Origin of the sequence: Microbulbifer hainanensis (genome assembly GCF_014904735.1) — a bacterium.
Classification (GTDB): Bacteria; Pseudomonadota; Gammaproteobacteria; order Pseudomonadales; family Cellvibrionaceae; genus Microbulbifer; species Microbulbifer hainanensis.
Genome location: NZ_JACZCR010000015.1, coordinates 1 through 17,705, shown reverse-complemented (window position 1 = coordinate 17,705; position 17,705 = coordinate 1). Strand labels below are relative to the sequence as shown.

At 57.6% G+C, this 17,705-nt stretch carries 17 protein-coding genes; 7 read left to right on the top strand and 10 right to left on the bottom strand.

What is annotated here, in order from left to right:
• Positions 1-5: 5 nt before the first annotated feature.
• From IG168_RS05030 to IG168_RS05010, 5 genes are all read right to left on the bottom strand, one after another.
• Complete coding sequence (locus IG168_RS05030) at positions 6-1,361, bottom strand: NCS2 family permease (protein WP_193162421.1); 1,356 nt, start codon at positions 1,359-1,361, stop codon at positions 6-8.
• A 27-nt stretch (positions 1,362-1,388) separates the two neighbouring features.
• On the bottom strand, positions 1,389-2,174 hold the full coding sequence (locus IG168_RS05025) for an outer membrane protein OmpK (protein WP_193162419.1): 786 nt from the start codon (positions 2,172-2,174) through the stop codon (positions 1,389-1,391).
• Positions 2,175-2,730: 556 nt separating this feature from the next.
• Positions 2,731-2,940 (bottom strand): cold-shock protein, encoded by a 210-nt coding sequence (locus IG168_RS05020; protein WP_193162417.1) that lies wholly within the window; start codon positions 2,938-2,940, stop codon positions 2,731-2,733.
• Between the two features lie 325 nt (positions 2,941-3,265).
• Positions 3,266-4,873: an ABC-F family ATPase gene (locus tag IG168_RS05015; RefSeq protein WP_193162415.1), complete on the bottom strand. Its 1,608-nt coding sequence runs from the start codon at positions 4,871-4,873 to the stop codon at positions 3,266-3,268.
• A gap of 215 nt (positions 4,874-5,088) precedes the next feature.
• Positions 5,089-5,361 carry a DUF4242 domain-containing protein gene (locus tag IG168_RS05010; protein ID WP_193162413.1) on the bottom strand — a complete coding sequence of 91 codons (273 nt, stop codon included), beginning with the start codon at positions 5,359-5,361 and terminating at the stop codon, positions 5,089-5,091.
• 208 nt (positions 5,362-5,569) lie between these two features.
• On the opposite strand from IG168_RS05010, the gene IG168_RS05005 reads away from it, so the two are divergent.
• From IG168_RS05005 to IG168_RS04995, 3 genes are all read left to right on the top strand, one after another.
• Entirely contained in the window at positions 5,570-5,761 is a 192-nt protein-coding gene (locus IG168_RS05005; protein WP_193162411.1) for a hypothetical protein, read from the top strand.
• 38 nt (positions 5,762-5,799) lie between these two features.
• The gene (locus tag IG168_RS05000) at positions 5,800-7,254 is read left to right on the top strand and encodes a serine hydrolase domain-containing protein (RefSeq protein ID WP_193162409.1); all 1,455 of its coding nucleotides are present in this window, start codon (positions 5,800-5,802) and stop codon (positions 7,252-7,254) included.
• A 162-nt stretch (positions 7,255-7,416) separates the two neighbouring features.
• Entirely contained in the window at positions 7,417-8,103 is a 687-nt protein-coding gene (locus IG168_RS04995; protein WP_193162407.1) for a glutathione S-transferase, read from the top strand.
• A gap of 48 nt (positions 8,104-8,151) precedes the next feature.
• Here IG168_RS04995 and IG168_RS04990 read toward each other — a convergent pair whose 3' ends face one another.
• Positions 8,152-9,357, bottom strand: coding sequence for an APC family permease (locus tag IG168_RS04990; RefSeq protein WP_319024665.1), 1,206 nt, complete (start codon positions 9,355-9,357; stop codon positions 8,152-8,154).
• A gap of 148 nt (positions 9,358-9,505) precedes the next feature.
• On the opposite strand from IG168_RS04990, the gene IG168_RS04985 reads away from it, so the two are divergent.
• Positions 9,506-9,922 (top strand): VOC family protein, encoded by a 417-nt coding sequence (locus tag IG168_RS04985; protein WP_193162405.1) that lies wholly within the window; start codon positions 9,506-9,508, stop codon positions 9,920-9,922.
• A gap of 142 nt (positions 9,923-10,064) precedes the next feature.
• Here the strand turns inward: IG168_RS04985 and IG168_RS04980 are convergent, their stop codons facing one another.
• From IG168_RS04980 to IG168_RS04965, 4 genes are all read right to left on the bottom strand, one after another.
• Positions 10,065-10,757, bottom strand: a complete 693-nt coding sequence (locus tag IG168_RS04980) for a hypothetical protein (protein ID WP_193162403.1) — start codon at positions 10,755-10,757, stop codon at positions 10,065-10,067.
• A 51-nt stretch (positions 10,758-10,808) separates the two neighbouring features.
• Positions 10,809-11,621 carry an FTR1 family iron permease gene (locus IG168_RS04975; RefSeq protein ID WP_193162401.1) on the bottom strand — a complete coding sequence of 271 codons (813 nt, stop codon included), beginning with the start codon at positions 11,619-11,621 and terminating at the stop codon, positions 10,809-10,811.
• A gap of 19 nt (positions 11,622-11,640) precedes the next feature.
• Positions 11,641-11,973, bottom strand: coding sequence for a cupredoxin domain-containing protein (locus tag IG168_RS04970; RefSeq protein ID WP_226876545.1), 333 nt, complete (start codon positions 11,971-11,973; stop codon positions 11,641-11,643).
• Between the two features lie 333 nt (positions 11,974-12,306).
• Positions 12,307-12,549, bottom strand: coding sequence for a VF530 family protein (locus IG168_RS04965; RefSeq protein WP_193162399.1), 243 nt, complete (start codon positions 12,547-12,549; stop codon positions 12,307-12,309).
• A gap of 211 nt (positions 12,550-12,760) precedes the next feature.
• Here IG168_RS04965 and IG168_RS04960 point away from each other — a divergent pair, with 211 nt between their 5' ends.
• From IG168_RS04960 to IG168_RS04950, 3 genes are all read left to right on the top strand, one after another.
• Positions 12,761-14,614 carry an ABC transporter transmembrane domain-containing protein gene (locus IG168_RS04960; protein ID WP_193162397.1) on the top strand — a complete coding sequence of 618 codons (1,854 nt, stop codon included), beginning with the start codon at positions 12,761-12,763 and terminating at the stop codon, positions 14,612-14,614.
• 574 nt (positions 14,615-15,188) lie between these two features.
• A complete protein-coding gene (locus IG168_RS04955; RefSeq protein WP_193162386.1) occupies positions 15,189-16,847 on the top strand; it encodes a hypothetical protein in 1,659 nt (552 codons plus the stop codon).
• 13 nt (positions 16,848-16,860) lie between these two features.
• On the top strand, positions 16,861-17,705 hold an 845-nt coding region (locus IG168_RS04950), incomplete at its 3' end, for a hypothetical protein (RefSeq protein ID WP_193162384.1).

Below are 17,705 nucleotides of genomic sequence, written 5' to 3'. Positions count from 1 at the left end.
AGCCCTCAGAAAAAGATGAATTTGGCAATGAACAGGGCCGCCAGCAGGTACACGCTGATGCTGACATCCTTGCTGCGGCCGCTCAGGGTCTTGATCACTGCATAGGCGATGAAGCCCAGTGCAATGCCATTGGCGATGGAGAAGGACAGCGGCATCATCACCGCTGCCACCACCGCGGGCGCGGCTTCGGTGATGTCATCCCAATCGATGGACGACAGCCCGGAAGTCATCAACACGGCGACATACAGCAGTGCGCCGGCAGTCGCGTAGGCCGGCACCATGCCCACCAGCGGCGAGAAAAACAGGGCCAGCAGGAACAGACCCGCACACACCACGGCCGTCAGGCCGGTGCGGCCGCCGGCGGCAACGCCTGCGGTGCTCTCCACAAAGGTGGTGGTGGTCGAGGAGCCGAGCAGGGAGCCGACCGCCGAGGCGGAGCTGTCGGCCATCAGTGCCTTGCCCATGCCGGGCAGCTGGCCTTTTTCGTCCAGCAGTCTGGCGCGGTCCGCAGTGCTCAGCAGGGTGCCGGCGGTGTCGAACAGGTCGACGAACAGGAAGGCGAAGATCACGCTGATCATGCCTACGTCAAAAGCGCCGGCGATATCCAGCTGCATAAAGGTCGGCATCATGCTCGGCGGTGCGGAGACCAGGCCGGCGTAGTGCACCTTGCCCATTATTAGTGCAATCACGGTGACGACGAGGATGCCGACCATCACTGCACCGAGCATACGGCGGTAGGCCAGCGCGGCAATCAGGAAAAAGCCCAGCGCCGCCAGCGCGGCACTGCTGGAAGTCAGGTCACCGAGGGTCACCAGGGTGGCCGGGCTGGCCACAACGATACCCGCGCTCTTCAGCGCGATAATGGCGAGGAACAGGCCCACGCCCGCCGCCAGCGCCTGCCGCAGCGACATGGGAATACTGTCGATGATCCACTCCCGTATCTTGAAGATACTGAGGAACAGGAACACCATGCCGGAGATAAACACCGCTCCCAGGGCCACCTGCCAGCTGTACCCCATTTCGCCAACAACAACAAAGCTAAAAAACGCATTCAGCCCCATGCCCGGCGCCAGCGCGAACGGGTAGTTGGCATAGAGCCCCATAATGAGGCAGCCGAAGGCTGCGGCCAGGCAGGTCGCCGTGAACACCGCCCCCTTGTCCATCCCGGCCGCGGCCATGATGTTCGGGTTCACGAAGATGATGTAAGCCATTGTCAGGAAGGTTGTGACCCCGGCGATTACTTCGCGGCGCACAGTGGTATCGCGCTCCGTCAGTTTGAAGAGCCGCTCTAGCAGCGGGGCACTTCCGACGGGCTGGGCAACGGCCGGCTTGTCGGCCGCGGGTACATGGACTTCTGTCATGTTCTTTACTGGTCTCGAATTTAAGGCTTAAAAATGATACTTGAGCAGCAGGTTCACGTTGCGTTCATTGGTGTCGATCCCGTAGGAGCCGTCCTTGATACCGAACTTATCGTTCCAATGCACGTACTCGATGCCTGCGTATAGGGCCTTCGGCTTGCCCCACTGGGCGCCGACATCCCATTTCAATTGGGATGCAAAATTCATGCTCGGATGCGCATCGGTCGATGCACTGGTCCAATCGATAAAGCCGTCGTAAAGAAATTCCTGCTCGCCGAGCGCAAACGGCAGCGCCCACACCAGGGTCAGCTGCTCGTTATCGGCCTTGTCGTCGTTGTCGCGATGGTAAAGGTTGGCCTGCACATAGTTGAAGCCCGGAACCGCCAGGTCGAAACCCACACCCGCCAGCTTGTTGCTGAAGTGCGAACCGGTCGCGGTCAGGTGGTCAGGGTCGTCCATATTGCCGAGCTCCAGTGTGGATACCAGCAGCACGTCCTTGACCGGTCCCCAGGACAGCTCGCGGCCGCTCAGTTTGCCCAGGCTCAGGCGCGGGGAGATTTCGGTATACAGCTCTGTGGAGCCCGCATCGGACGTCAGGTAATCGGCGAACATAAACAGGTCGCCCCAGCTGTGGCCACTGGCGTGCTCGAAGGTCACCACATCGCGGCTGGCATCGTCGGTGTCCAGGCTGTAATCGACCCTGTAGTCGTTACCGTGCAGCAGCGTCAGGCTGTTGTCTTGCCAGAGCATCTCGGCGTGGGCCGCCCCAGATACCAGGCCGGCGGCCAGTAGGGACAGGGACTTGGTCAGCGTCATCGGGTACCTCAGGGTCAATCCGCCGCGTGCAACACATCCCGCGCGGTGGTCAGCGTTTTCGATGGTTGCGATCAAGATCTGGTCAAAAAATGAGCGCGGAATTTACCGGATTCGCGACCCGTTTTCCAATTTATTTCGATTCGATGACAGGGCTTTAGGCGGGGCGAATGCTGACAATGTGCCAACAAATGAATCAACCGGGGAATGCTGTGCTCGGAAGGGGCGGGAATCGCTTTTGCTGAGCAATACTGACCTATTAAATGCGTGTTTTCGCCAAGTCAGGCTGCGGGCAGTGGTCTCGAAAACTTGCCGGTGGTGCCGCGGAATATGCTCGCAGCGGGCGAGATTCTCTGGTGTTTGGGTGCTATTGCCGAAGTTGTTGCGGCTTGTACCGGCGCATTGGCGGCAGCTGAAGGTGTAGAGGGCGGTAGGGAGGAAGGTTTACAGGAAGGTTAATAGGGAGATGCGCAATGACGTCGAGAGGTTGGCCTGACCGGCTTTCGAGCCAAAAAAAAACAGGCCGGAAAGGCCTGCCTTTTTATAAATCGTAGTTGTGTTAAACAACTACGATATTGGAAGCTTGCGGGCCTTTTTTACCTTGAGTCACGGTAAATTCAACGGCCTGGCCTTCAACCAAAGTCTTGAAGCCTGAGCTGGCGATTTCGCTGAAGTGAGCAAAAACGTCCGGTCCAGATTGCTGAGCAATAAAACCAAAACCTTTACCTTCGTCGAACCACTTTACGGTTCCGGTCACTGTATTAGACATAAAAATATCCTGAAATTTAAAACTGGTAGTGCCTTTGTGGGGCGGGTGGTGCTTGGAAATTTAGACTGGAACTTAGAAACTGCAGGACGAGGTGTTACGAATAAAACAGCGAAATGTAGGTTTTAAATAATAGACTTTCTTTCTAGCTGGCGCCCACTCTATAGAAAAAGTAGCGGTTTGTCTATAAATTGTTCAAATAGATTTCCGGCTTATGCGCCAGGGTTTGAACAGAGCGGCAAATACCGTGGGGCCAGAGAGCCTGGCCCCGATATTCAAAGCAATTTTTCCCAACCGCAATTATCGCCTGACCGGGTTAAACACCCGGTCAGGCGGCCTGTGATTCCGCCGCTGCCTTGTTCGCCAGGTACTCCTCGTAAGTGCCCTGGAAATCGATCAGCGCCTGATCCTTGATCTCGACCACCCGGGTGGCCAGGGACGAGACAAACTGGCGGTCGTGGCTGACGAAGATCAGCGTGCCCTCGTATTTGGCCAGCGCCTTGTTCAGTGCCTCGATGGATTCCATATCCAGGTGGTTGGTCGGCTCGTCCATGATCAGCACATTGGTGTCCATCATCATCAGCTTGCCGAACAGCAGGCGGTTCTTTTCACCACCGGAGCAGACTTTGGCTTTCTTGTTGGCATCGTCCGCGGTAAACAGCAGCCGACCCAGAATGCCGCGCACCGCGAGGTCATCGTGCTTGGGCGTGCGCCACTGGGACATCCATTCGAAGATGGTCAGGTCACCTTCGAAGTCCGCGCTGCTGTCCTGCGGGCAGTAGCCGACCATTGCGTTTTCCGCCCATTTGACAGTGCCGCTGTTGGCCTGGATCTGTTCCACCAGGCAGCGCAGGAAGGTGGTCTTGCCCACCCCGTTTTCACCGATCACTGCCAGGCGCGCGCCGGCCTCCAGCAGCATTTCGCCACCCTCGAACAGCGGCTCGCCCTCGAAACCGTGGGACAGGTTTTCCAGTGTCAGTGCCTGGCGGTGCAGTTTCTTGCACTGCTGGAAGGTGATATAGGGCTTCACCCGGCTGGACGGCTTGATCTCGTCGAGTTTGATCTTTTCCATCTTCTTGGCGCGGGAGCTGGCCTGCTTGGCCTTGGACGCATTGGCAGAGAAGCGGTTGACGAAACTCTGCAGCTCTTCCAGCTCCGCGCTCTTCTTGGCGTTTTCCGCGTGGAGCTGTTCCTGAATCAGCGTGGATGCGGCCACGAAGTCTTCGTAGTTGCCCGGGAAGACACGCAGCTCGCCGTAATCGATATCCGCCATATGGGTGCACACGGAATTCAGGAAGTGGCGATCGTGGGAAATGATGATCATGGTGCTTTTGCGCTGGTTCAGGATTTCCGCCAGCCAGTGGATAGTGTGGATATCCAGGTTGTTGGTCGGCTCGTCCAGCAGCAGGATGTCCGGATCTGCAAACAGCGCCTGCGCCAGCAGCACGCGAAGCTTCCAGCCCGGGGCGACCTGCTTCATCGGGCCGAAGTGCAGGGATTCCTCGATGCCGGCTTCCAGCAGGATCTCGCCCGCGCGGCTCTCTGCGCTGTAACCATCCAGCTCGGCGAACTGCACTTCCAGCTCGGCCACGCGCATGCCGTCCTCTTCGCTCATTTCCGGCAGCGAGTAGATACGGTCGCGCTCCTGCTTCACCTCCCACAGCCGCGTATCGCCCATGATCACCGCGTCGACCACGCTGTACTCCTCGAAGGCAAACTGGTCCTGGCTCAAGGTGCCTACGGTGCAGCCCGGCTCAATCGACACATTGCCCGCTGTAGGCGCCAGCGCGCCGCTCAGGATCTTCATGAACGTCGACTTGCCGCAGCCGTTGGCCCCGATCAGGCCGTAGCGGTTGCCGTTGCCGAACTTGGCGGAGATATTTTCAAACAGCGGCTGGGCACCGAACTGCATGGTGATGTTTGCGGTGGTGATCAAGGGCGTATTCCTGCGGGCTGGGAAATAAGGTCGTTGGTCTACCAACGTCGCCGTAGCGGAGATGTACAGCGGGGGGCGCACTATAGGGTTTAACTGGCGCAGTGTCGAGCAAGTTGACTGATAATCGAGCAGAGGAGAACGGGGGAGAATGGCTGGTCAGCCCCCGAGGGTAGCCCGCCGGAAATACGGCAGGCCGCGCTCACTGAGTGACGGGGTTACTCGGCAGTAGTCGGATCCATCACGGTCTTTACCTCCGCGACCGAATTCGCCGGGAAGCCGCCCATTTCGGCGTGCTTGAGCACCGCCTCTTTATCGGGAGCGATGTAAATGCAGTAAACCTTGTCCGCGGTGACGTAGCTCTGCACCCACTGCACTGATGGGCCCAGTTCCTTTAGCACTTCGCAGGATTTCTGCGAGATGCCCTGCAGGTCGTCTTTGCTCAGGTCTCCTGCACCGGGGATTTCCCGTTCGATCACAAATTTGGGCATGGTCAATCTCCTTATTGTTGGCTGAACTTCGTGTTACAGCGCCCGACACCAAAAGAAAAGCACGTGTGTCAGACTGCATACCTCACATCGAATATATCCAATGGCAGTGGCATGAACTAGCGACGAGGGTGCCAAAGCGTCGCTCAGCGAAAAGATTGGCGCAGTATTCGCGCTCTAAATTGAATTCAACTGGCTCAGGGATAGATCTGTGGATATTGATTTCGCCATTGGTTTATTCTGGTTCTCTCCATTGGTTGTGTGGCAGCAATGCGAAGGTGTTGTGGCGCTTGAATCATGTTTTGCAAGAAAAGCCGTGTCGGAATCGGACGCACAGCGGTTATCCAATGAAATTTTCGTTGATGTCGAAACCGGAAATGCCATTCGGGTGGAAAGTCATTGAATGGCTGTTCTCATCTTGAGGGAATCAGGAGGGAAGTTATGGTCAATGCTGTTTTTCGATTACTCGCCACCGTTGCTCTGACGGTTGGCGCAGTCGCGGTGGCCCATGCCAACGAATTGCGCTGGAACGATTCCACTTCTGCGGCGATCGATAAAAATATTGCGCAGTTAATGGAGCAGACCCAGACTCCCGGCGTCGCCGTGGCGGTCATCCACAACGGCAAGCTGCTCAAGGAATCCTACTATGGCCTGGCCAGCGTCGAATACGGTGTGCCGGTTTCCGAAGACACCGTCTTTTGGCTGGCTTCCGTCAGCAAGCAGTTTACGGCAGCACTGATACTGGTTCTGGAGCAGCAGGGGAAGCTGGCGCTGGATGACAGTATTCGCAAGTACTTGCCGGAGCTTCCGGAAAGCTGGGGCGCAATCAAGGTCCGACACCTGCTCACACAGACCAGTGGCCTCAATGGCTATGAAGATGATCGCGATGCCTGTGTCATCTGCAATCCTGACCTGGGGAAGCCGTTGCAGATCAGCGATTACCTGATGCAGGCAGCGAAGCTCAAGCCAGACTTTGCGCCCGGGGACGAGTTTCATTACGGCGATACCAACCCCGAGCTACTGGCCATTATTGCCTCAAGGGCCAGCGGCAAACCCTTCCCCCAGTTGATGCACGATGCGCTTTTCCAGCCAGCCGGAATGAGCGGGGCCTACATCTATGACTATGCCAGGGTGATGCCGAACCAGATTACCGGTTACGCAGTATCCCATGGCATTCTGCGTCGAGACTTTAACCGCGACAGTTTTCTCCAGCTGGACCATAAAAACTTTGGCGGCGCCGGAAATATCTTTGCCACATTGACGGATGTGATTCACTGGAATGCGGCGCTGAATAGCGACCGGCTGTTGAGCAGCAAAAATCGCGAGCAGATGTGGACAGCGGTGCGGCTGAATAGTGGCGAGACAGCCCCCTATGGATTCAATTTCGAAATCCACAACTATCCGGGTGGAAAAGTCATCGGCCACAACGGTATTGCCGGCACGGAGATCTGGAAACTGCCAGAGCAAAAGCTGGATATTATCGTGCTGAGCAATCGCGGTATGAGCTACTCCTGGGCCTATGTCACCACTATTGCAGATACCCTCGGTCTTCTCGATGGGCTAACCCCGGAGCGCATGGCGGAAGAGCTGGGCGCCGCGCTATCTCCCGATCGGAATATTCCCATGGACGGGCACTATATCTGGCGCTGGGCAGATATGCTCGATATGGATCTGCGTCTGTGGGAAGACGATGGAAGCCTAAAGGGCAGCTTTGCTGGAGTACCGGTTGAACCCTATGCGCTGGACGACGGCCGGATCATGCTGTACTCGAAAATGTTCTGGTTTCCCCGAAGAAATTCCTTTCCATCGACGCTTGAAATCAAGCCGGACGGCGTCACCCTGGGCTGGAGCGAGGGTGATTCGGTGCCAATGCATAGAGTAGCCACTGCTGATTAAGACGACCCGTTTTTAGCGACAGCGTTAACGAATCCTGTTTAAGTTGGGTCAAGCGCTGTCACCGGGGCCAGATGCTAAGCTTCGAGTTTCCGCGGCGCTTGCGCTGAGCGCGAACGTTTTCCCGGCGCACTTTTCCCGTGGCCGCACCTGGAGGAAGCCCGAATGGACTACAAACTCTATTACTGGGATTTACCCTTCCGCAGCATATTTATAGAGCTGCTGCTGGAGGAGGTTGGCGCCCAATACCGGAAGTGCGATGCGACGGAAATTTATCCGGAAAGAAGCCTGAAGATAAAGAATCCGGGTATGGCGCCGCCATATTTATACGAGTGCAAGAGCAAAACCTATTTTGCCCAGATGCCGGCCATCCTGATGCACCTGGGGCGAGAGTATGACTACCTGCCCAAGCGCGCGGAGACCCATACACTGGCCCTGAAAACCATTCTGGACTGCAACGACGTGCTGATGGAAATTACCAACTTCAACGGCATGTCGATGTGGAGCAAGCCCGACTGGGAAACATTCCGCTACGGCCGCCTGTCGGACTGGATGAAGATCTTTGAAAGGACGGGGCTGGAACACGGACTCAAGGGCGACAAGGGGTTCCTGCTTGGCACCACCCTCTCGGTTGCCGATATTGCCACCACTGCGCTGTTCGGCACCATGGTGTATTCATTCCCGCAATTGAAAGAAGACCTGCAGGAAAACGCCCCACACATTGCCGTCCTATGCCAGAGAGTCGAAGCCCGCCCGGCGATCAAAAAATTTCTTGCCGCACAAAGGGAAAGATATGGCAATGGCTATTGCGGTGGCCAGATTGAGAAGTCCTTGCGGAAGGTGATTGAGTAGTGAACCTACATCACCAGGTCGCTGTTGATGGAAAAATTGTATTCGTCCCTAAGCGAGCAGCTGAAAGGCAATGAGCGCAACGCACAACAGTAAAGCCAGTGCCGGAAAGACGATCGGATAGCTGATCACGCCGGCCTCCGTCTCGCCACCGCGCACCTTGATGGTCAGCAGGGAAAGGTTAACCAGCGAGAATATCACCAGCATGATAAAAGCCGTGATCTTCGCCAGCACGGTGAGCGGCAGCCACAGGGCGAACATCAGGATAATTCCTCCAACCAATAGCGTGGCGACGACCGGGGTCTGGGTTCTCGCACTGACGCCGGCGAAAATCTGCGGAGCCAGGTTTTTCTTCGCCATACCGTACAGCAGCCGGGACGCCATAATGATCTGCACCAGCGCGCCATTCACTACTGCAAACATACTGATAATGCCGATAAAAGTGGTCGAATAGCCGGCACTGGTGACCATGCTCGCCAGGGGGACAGCACTCTGCGCGAGTTCAGGGACTGGCAACGTGCGCACTGCCAGCGCGGCGACGACCATATAGAGCAGCGTCGATACGGCAATGGCGATCAGTATCGCCCGCGGCAGCGTCCTGCGCGGGTTCCTGACCTCCTCGGCAAGATTCACCATGTCCTCGAAACCGATAAACGCATAAAAGGCCAAAAAGCTGCCCACCAGCACACCCGCCCAGGCATCTATTTCGGGAACTGCGAATATCTGTGTCCACTCCTGCACTGCGGGTGCCTGGCGGCTGACATGGATGACATACAGCAAGCCGCCCACTTCGATCAGCGTCACGATGGTCACCGTCAATGCCGACTCGTTAATGCCCCACAGTGCAATCAGTGTCAGCAGCGCAACCAGGAGGATGATCGCGAGGTAGGCCGGCATTTGGATAAAGAGTTGGAGGTAGCCGACGAAACCGTTGGCGATCGTCGCGGCCGAGACAATGCCGGTGAGCGCAACCAGGGTGCCCACCAGCTGGGCCAGCCAGCGCCGCTGCCAAGCATTGTGGATATAGGCGGCAGACCCGGCACTGTGGGGGAAGCGTGAAGACAGCTCCGCGTAGGACAGGGCGGTCAGTGCGGCAATGATTCCGGCCAGCAGGAATGCATAGGGCAGAACCAGTCCCGCCACCGCACCCACCTTGCCGATCAGCACGTAGATACCGGCACCGATAATCGTGCCGATGCCGTAGAGGCTGGTTACCGGCAGGGACAGCGAACGTTTCAGGGTGATAGGGTCTGGCACGTAATTCCTCGGTCGAACGAATAGTCGCGGCAAACGTTATATTTTGATGGGTTCTTGCTGTAAAACAGCGATTTTTGAGGATTAATATTGCGCAAAAATCTTAGTATTAACGTGATTATTTCAAGAATAGTGAATTGCTGGAGGCAACATGAAGTCTAATTGTCTACATCTCGCCATCCCCGCCGGGGATCTGACCAAGGCGATGACCTTCTATTGTGAAGTGCTGGGCTGCAAAACCGGTAACAGCGAAGAAGGGCGATGGGTGGATATCGACTTCTGGGGCAACGAATTGACCTTGCACCAGAGCGAAGAACAGCTGCCCACAGTGCGCCATGATGTGGATATGGGCGCAGTGGCTGTGCCGCATTTCGGGATACACCTGCCCGATGACGAATTTCAGGCACTGAAGCGCCGCATTGAGGCCGCCGGCCTGGAGTACCTGGATAAACCCTATCGCCGCTTTGTGGGCGACGAGTACGAACAGGAAACCTTCTTCATCAAGGATCCCAATGGCAATGTGCTGGAGATGAAGTCCATGGTGAATCCGGAGCTGATGTTTCGGTAATCGCAATTAAAAACAACAAAGCCACTTGACCCGGTGGCTTTGTTGTTTTTGGCGGTTCAACCAGTTCGGCGGACTGCGCATTCAATGGGCACAAAAAAGCCGCCCCGGGGGCGGCTTTTTCACTGGTTGCGGCGGAGAGAGATCAGAACTCGAACTCGGCCTGCCAGCGCAGGGTGGCATCTTCGGTCTCGTCGTTCAGGGCGAACATCACGCCCAGTTCCCATTTCATCGTGCTGTTGCCGAAGCGGTTGTTGCCCAGCAGCACCGGGCCGGCAGCCTGGGTGTATTCATCGGCGTAGTACTCTACCGCCGGCTCCAGGCTCGGGCCCATACGGTATCGCAGCTGGAATGAACCCAGCGGCTCGACCTCGTCCTCTGTCTTGTCATCGCCAAACTGCTGTTCCAGCAGGATGTTGGCGGTAGCTACGATCTTGCCCACGCGCTTTTGAATGATTGGGCCCGCCTTGATTTCCCAGACGTCTTCCTCGAGTTTCTTTTCCAGCTCGACCAGCGCACCGAAGTCGGCCCAGTATTCACCGGTTTCGCTCAGCTGGAACTTGCTCTCGATTTCGGCTTCTTCAATCTCGAAGTTGCCGTCTTCCTTTTCCCCGATCAGGTAACCCTCGACAAACCAGTTCTGCGTTACGCCGTAGCCGATGCCGAAATTGACTTCATGCGCATCGGAAGAGTTGAGCCCGTGGACGCCGCGCATTTCCAGTTCCAGCTCACCAAGCTCAACCTGTGGGCTGTAAACCTTGTCGATGCCCGCAAAAGCCGGTGCGGAGGACAGCGCCATGGCGAGCGCGGCCAGTGGAAAAAATCTGGAAGTATTCATCAAAGACTGTTCCTTAAAAGTAGGCGTCAAATATCTATTAGGAATCGTGGATCAAGCCTGTGCCGGCTCTTTCTTTTTCGACAGCTGCATACCGGCACCGATCAAGACCAGTGTTGCCAGGTAGAAGCTGAGGTGAACCGCCGTCGGACGATCCTGGTACCCGATCAGAACATGCAGTATCTGTCCGGCCACCGAATGCTGGGAAAGCAGGCCCGAGCTGTTCCAGAGCGGTTTGCTGCCCGCGATCACGCCGGCCTGCACCAGGTATCCCGCAGCGCTGGCAGCCATGCCTGCGGCAAGGAACAGGATCAGCCAGCCGGTAATCCGGAACAGCTGCCCGGTAGGAATCCGTAGCAGACCGAAATACAGCAATGCGCCCATGGCGCAGCCTGCGGCCAGCCCCAGCAGCCCGCCGGTGAACAGGGAGCCATTGTCGCTGCCACCGGCGGCGATACCGTGCATGAACAGCACCACTTCCGAGCCTTCGCGCAGAACCGCCAGTCCCACGGCAGTGGACAGGAAATACATCGGCAGCTCGCCACTCGATACGCTGCTGCCCACCTGTTTCAGATGGGCAACCAGGGTTTTGGCGTGGCGGGACATCCACATGTTGTGCCATGCCAGCATCGCTACCGCGCTGAACAGAATGGCCGCGTTAAACAGCTCCTGGCCAGTGCCCTCGAAGGCCATGGATACCTGCTCGGCAAGGTTGGCGATAAGCACCGCACCGGCCAGGCCCGCGGCCACGCCACCACTAATCCACAGGTGCCGCTTCAGTACCCCCTGGGTGGCCGCCAGCACAATGGTGATGACCAGTGCGGCCTCGAGGACTTCGCGGAAAACGATAATGGCTGAACTGAACATGGGTTACCTGACGGAAAAGTTATTGGGCGATGATTTTGCCTTGGGCGGTGGCTTCGTGAAATTCACCGAAGTAGCTGTATTCGCCCGGATCCATTGGGTCCAGGAAAATCACTATCTGGCTGTTCCCGGCCACAACTTTTTCCCGGTACAGGTCGTAGCTTTCAAACTCTTCAGGGGTCGCGTCCTGGTTGATCACCAGCAGCTTCACTTTCTCGCCGGCAGGCACCACCAGCTTGGCGGGCTCGAACATGTGGTCCTTGATCACGATCTTGAACTCTTTTACCTCTGCCATGGCGTTAGAGGCGGTGGCCGCAAGGGTCAGGATCGCTGCAGTCATCAGTCCGCGTATCATTGTGTTGAATCCCCAATCTAAATAAGAACGCTTCGCATTATATGTCTGGCCGCGAATCCATCAAGTTGTCATTCCATGACGGAGCCAACTATTTGTGGGTATGGTTAAAATTTGTTCATTTTCAAAGGGGAGTGGAGCCAAGGAGGGTGAAGTCAAGGAGTGTGGAGCCAGGATGGCCACAGTCCGCAGTTCATCGGCTCCTGAACCAATAAGCGGCGCTGTAGCGGATATTGCCCTTGCGGGAAGATGGCCTGGGAATCGCGGGTTATTGAGATGCGCGGCAGCGCCCTTCAGTCGATATCCAGGTTGAGGGGCAGGCGGCGGGGTGGCAGGTCAGCGCCCGCCCCAGGGGTTCGGCTTACTGAAGGTCGCGATATACAGGTCCTCCACCTTGCTGCGTGCCCAGGGCGTCTTGCGCAGGAACTTGAGGCTGGACTTCACCGACGGGTTGCTCTTGAAGCAGTTGATGTCGATCCGCTCCGCCAGGCCGTCCCAACCGTAGTGCGCCTCCAGCTCCTCCACGATGGTGGCCAGCGTGATGCCGTGGAGCGGGTTGTTGGGTTGCGAATCGGTCATCTTTACGAACTACCTGGCCGGGCGCTCGCCGGCATAATCGATGGAATAGCGCAATTGTAAGGGCTCGCGGAGCCAGTGATCTACTGCGGCTGTAGGCCAGCACCGCCACGGGGCGACTGAACTGCCACCGGGCGGAACAGGTTGCTACGCTTGTCAAAGCGCGCGCCTGACCCCATATATTCTTGCCGCCCGCATTGATAAGTAGACGTTTATGTCGAATACCGCCGAGCCCGTCGCCAGCACACCCGTGGAAACCCCGCGCCCGAAAAACGCCTCCAGCATGACCGCCCGCGAGATGATGGTGGCGCTGTGGCAGTTTGTGCGGCCCTACAAGAAAACCCTGATTGCTGCCGGCATCGCGCTGGTGTTTACCGCGGGCATCACCCTGTCCATCGGCCAGGGTGTGCGCCTGCTGGTGGACAACGGCCTCACCGGCGATTCCAGTGCGGCTCTCGCCCACGCGGTTCTGGTGCTGATGCTGCTGGCGGTGCTGATGGCACTGGGTACCTACGCGCGCCACTATTTGGTGTCGTGGCTGGGGGAGCGCGTGGTGGCGGATCTGCGCAAGGCAGTGTTCGACCATATCGTGACGCTGCATCCCAGTTATTTCGAGACCAACCGCAGCGGTGAGATCATGTCCCGCCTCACCACCGATACCACCCTGCTGCAACATATTATCGGCACTTCCTTTTCCATGGCCCTGCGCAGTTCGCTGATGTTTGTCGGCGCGCTGGTGCTGCTGCTGTTCACCAATCTAAAACTGAGCCTGATGGTGCTGGTGGGCGTGCCGCTGGTGCTGCTGCCGATCGTGCTCTATGGCCGCCGCGTGCGGAAGCTGTCCAAGGCCAGCCAGGACTCGATTGCCGATGTGGGCAGTTACGCCGGTGAGATTATCCAGCACATCAAAACCGTGCAGAGCTATACCCGCGAACACGATGAACAGCAGGCGTTTGGGCGCGAAGTGGAAGCCGCGTTCGACGTCGCCAAGCGCCGCGTGCGCCAGCGCTCACTGCTGGTGGCGGTGGTGATCATGCTGATGTTCGGCGCCGTGGGCTGCCTGCTGTGGGTGGGCGGCAACGACATGATCGCCGGGCACATGAGTAGCGGTGACCTGGCCGCCTTCGTGTTTTACGCCTTCATGATGGGCTCCGCTGTGGCCACCATTTCCGAAGTGTACGGCGAACTGCAGCGCGCTACCGGCGCCACCGAACGGTTGATGGACCTGCTTAATGTCGAAGCGGAGATTCCGGTCAGCAGCGGTACTGCCGAATCCGGCCAGCCCGCGAGCGATGCCAATGGGGCCAGGGGCCAAGTGGCCTTCGAGGCGGTGGAGTTCAGTTACCCCTCCCGCCCGGACCAGCCCGCCGTCCGCAAGCTGAGCCTGGATGTGGCCGCCGGCAGGAGCCTGGCGCTTGTGGGCCCGTCCGGTGCGGGTAAATCCACATTGCTGGAACTGCTGCAGCGCTTTTACGATCCGCTGGGCGGGCGCATCACACTGGATGGTGTGGATATCCGCGAAATGGACACCGGCACCCTGCGCCGGCAGATCGCCGTGGTACCGCAGCAACCGGCGCTGTTCACCGCCGATGTCTGGTACAACATCCGCTACGGCCGGCCCGACGCGAGCGATGCCGAGGTGATTGCCGCGGCCAAGGCCGCCCATGCCCACGAATTTATCGAACAGCTCCCGGACGGCTACAACAGCCACCTGGGCGAACAGGGCACGCGCCTGTCGGGCGGGCAGAAGCAGCGCATCGCCATTGCGCGCGCCATTTTGAAAGATCCGAAAATCCTGCTGCTGGACGAGGCCACCAGCGCGCTGGATGCCGAGAGCGAATACCACGTGCAGCAGGCGCTCGAAGCGCTGATGCAGGGCCGCACGACCATCATTATCGCCCACCGGCTGGCGACGATTCTGCACGCCGACAATATTGCCGTGCTGGATCAGGGGCAGGTGGTTGCGCAGGGCAGGCACGCCGAGCTTATTGAGATATCGCCACTGTACAAGCGCCTGGCGGAGCTGCAGTTTCAGAGTTCGGAACTGCAGCGACCGGTTGTCGAATAGGCATCGGCCCCGGAAAGATCCGGGATTGGGGCGCGGGTACTTCGGCTCGTGCCCTGTTCACGGGGTACACTTCACAATACCGGGAGTTCCGCGATTTCTTCGGATCAGTCCGCATTGATTGTTTGACGGATCGCAAAGATCTGTCACGTCAATCTCTCTGCGAATATTCCTGATCCCATTTTCCTGCGAATTCTATTAGCGATAGTCGTCACCGGCAGCCAGTTTTCTGTAATGACTTGTAAGCGTGCGTAACCGCGTGTTTTCAATCCGCATATTTTTATATTTGGCTTCTATTTCAAGTAGTTGCCAAAGACCGTCAATTAATTTTTAGCGATTGAGATTTTTGCTGTCGCAATAAGCATTTTCTGCCTGTTGCGATAAAAAATCTTCCACTGATATTCTCGCCGCGCCCTGGAGATAGTCCCGATAGATCCTTTGGTTCTCTCTCGGGCTTCTATTTGGTTGCTCTCAAAATTTAAATGCAGAGTGCAGGCCCGATCCAGACTGGCTTTTAACAAGGAATTTGAAGCCGGAAATTACAAACACCGTTATCCAAATAAAAAGGAATTTAGCGATGCCAGACCCTACTAACGAACCCAAGGCAATTCAATTCAGTGAGGCGGGGCAACCGGCCAAAATTAATTACCAGGTTCCATTGCCCGGTGCGCATACCGGCCGACGGATCATGGAGTTGGATCTGGGCCTCGGCAACAAGGATTTCACCGCACTGGCCAGGTCGGCTGGCACTTCCTACAAGGACTCTCTCGGCATTGATCCGAAAGTGAAGAAAAACCTGTTGCCCAATGACACCAAGGTGCAGAACTTCCTCAGTGAGAGTATTCAGCGTATCAGCACCCGGGTTAGCCGGATGCCGGCAGATGTGAAGCCCGCGCGTGCGCCGCTAAGCAAGGCGAATTCCCCCGCAGGTGCCAGCCAGAAGATGGAGACAATCGCCGCGTTAAATGAAGCCGTCGATCCGAATATCTTCAAGGAAAACATTGATGCCGGTATTGTGATGGTGCCGTCAGTGGGCTGGGCGGGCAACCTGACCTATACCCCGCACCCGATCGAGTCCTCGGAGAAACCGAAGATATTCCTGGTGGAGCGCTACGGCGTCAGCTCCTTCCTCGGTGATTACGGCATGGGCAAAACCGTGAAGACTTTCACCCTGCTGCCCGGCGAGACCACACACATCTCCATGCGCACCTGGCAGAGCACCAAGGAAAGCCGGCAGGAATCTTCCAGCATCATCGACTCCCACGAGCAGTCTGCGCGCGAGCGCTTCGCCGACAAGATCCAGAACGAGACCACCGACAAGCAAACCAAATCCAAGACCGAGGAGTGGCACGTGGAAGCTGAAGTTTCCGCGAGCTGGGGCTTCGGCAGCGCCAGTGTCTCCGGCGGCGGTAGCGGCGAGTATTCCAGTGGACGCGAGCAGTTTGCCAAGCAGGCCGCCGAATCCGTCAAGGAGCATGCCGCGGAGGCTTCGAGCAAGCGCGAGATGTCGGTGACCAGCAGCTCCGAGCGCGAAGAGGAGGCCGGATCGGAAACCATTATCGAGCGCACCATCAGCAACGCCAATATGCGTCGCGTACTCAATTTCGTCTTCCGCGAACTCAACCAGGAATACATCACCAAACTGCACCTGAAGGATGTACGGGTGGCCTTTACCAATGGCCGCCGCGACTCCTGGCGGGAAGTGCCGATTTCCGGGCTGCTGGGTTTTCTGCAGGAATTCGTTGTCGAGCAGAAGATCCCGCAAGTGGCGCGCGCCATACTGAAAATGGCCGGCTTTATTGCCGACCGGGAAGACGTGATGGTGCCCACCCTGGAGCGGGTTAACCTGGTCGACCACGGTACCCGCATCGAGATCGCGCCGGCGACGCTCGACGGCAACGGAGAGTTCCCCGTTCCGACCCCCACCAGTTACTACCGGTTCAAGACCGGGCCATTGCACCAGGAGGATGCCAGCAACCCGGTGGACGGCGTGCTGCTGAATGATTCGCGCATCACCATGCGCACCGACAGCGTTATTGTCGAAGCCCTGCTCGGCCAGGCCGATGCGCTGGACGAGTACGCGATGTCCATCCAGCGCGCAGCCGCGAACAAGGAAACCCTGGCCAACGATCGCGAACGGCTGGTACAGGCGGCGATCGCCGAAGCGAAGCTCGAGGACCGCCTGGAGACCATTGTCGACCTCAACCGCCTGTACGAAGCAGAACCGGCGGAATAAGGAGGAATTCCCGATGCCTCCAAGACATCCCGTCACCGATGTGGGGCGGCTGCTCAATGCAGATACGCTGACACAGACCCCGGTGGCAGACACCAAGGCGGCCAGCGGCGGCGGATCTTCCGCCGCCAAAGGGCCATCGATCAAAACCTTGATGCTGTACGACGGCAGCGATGCCGGGATCAGCGAGTTTGCCCCGATTCTGGCCCGCGCCTATTACCCCAACGCAAAACTGGTTGGGGTGGAATCGCTCGCTCAACTTGCCTCGGCACTGAGCAAGTACAGCCGGATCGATACGCTGGTTATCGACGTACACTCGGGGCCCGGCTTTCTGCTGATCGGTAGCGGCAGCCCCAGTACAAAAATGGTGCGCCAGGAGCTGGAAAAGTCCGGCGTCACCGTGCAATCGAAGATCGTGTTCGAAGGCTGCCAGATCATGCAGGACCCCATCGACACCTGCCAGATGGTGGAAAGTATCTGTGGGCCCAACACCCAGGTCACCGGCTTTACCTATTTCAGTATCAGCAATACGTTTGAGATCGACTGCAGGGGCATTACAGATCCAGCGGATATCCAGTCGTTTTACGATGGCTTCGCAATGGATTACATGGTGCCCGGCCTGCCGCCTCCCAAAGACGCGGTGGACAAAGTAATCACTCACGGGCGGCGCTGGTTCCGGGATGAATACGATGAGACGCTGCCGGAAAACGGCAACTTCCTGCATATCGAGAGCCTGGAAAGCCTGAAGCCTTACAGGATCAGCAACGCTCAGGAAGCCCTGCAGGCACTGGCGGATTTCTCGGGTCCGGTTGTGCCGGGGGCAAAGGTGACGGTCACGAATGTCTCTGCCGTCGCCAGTGC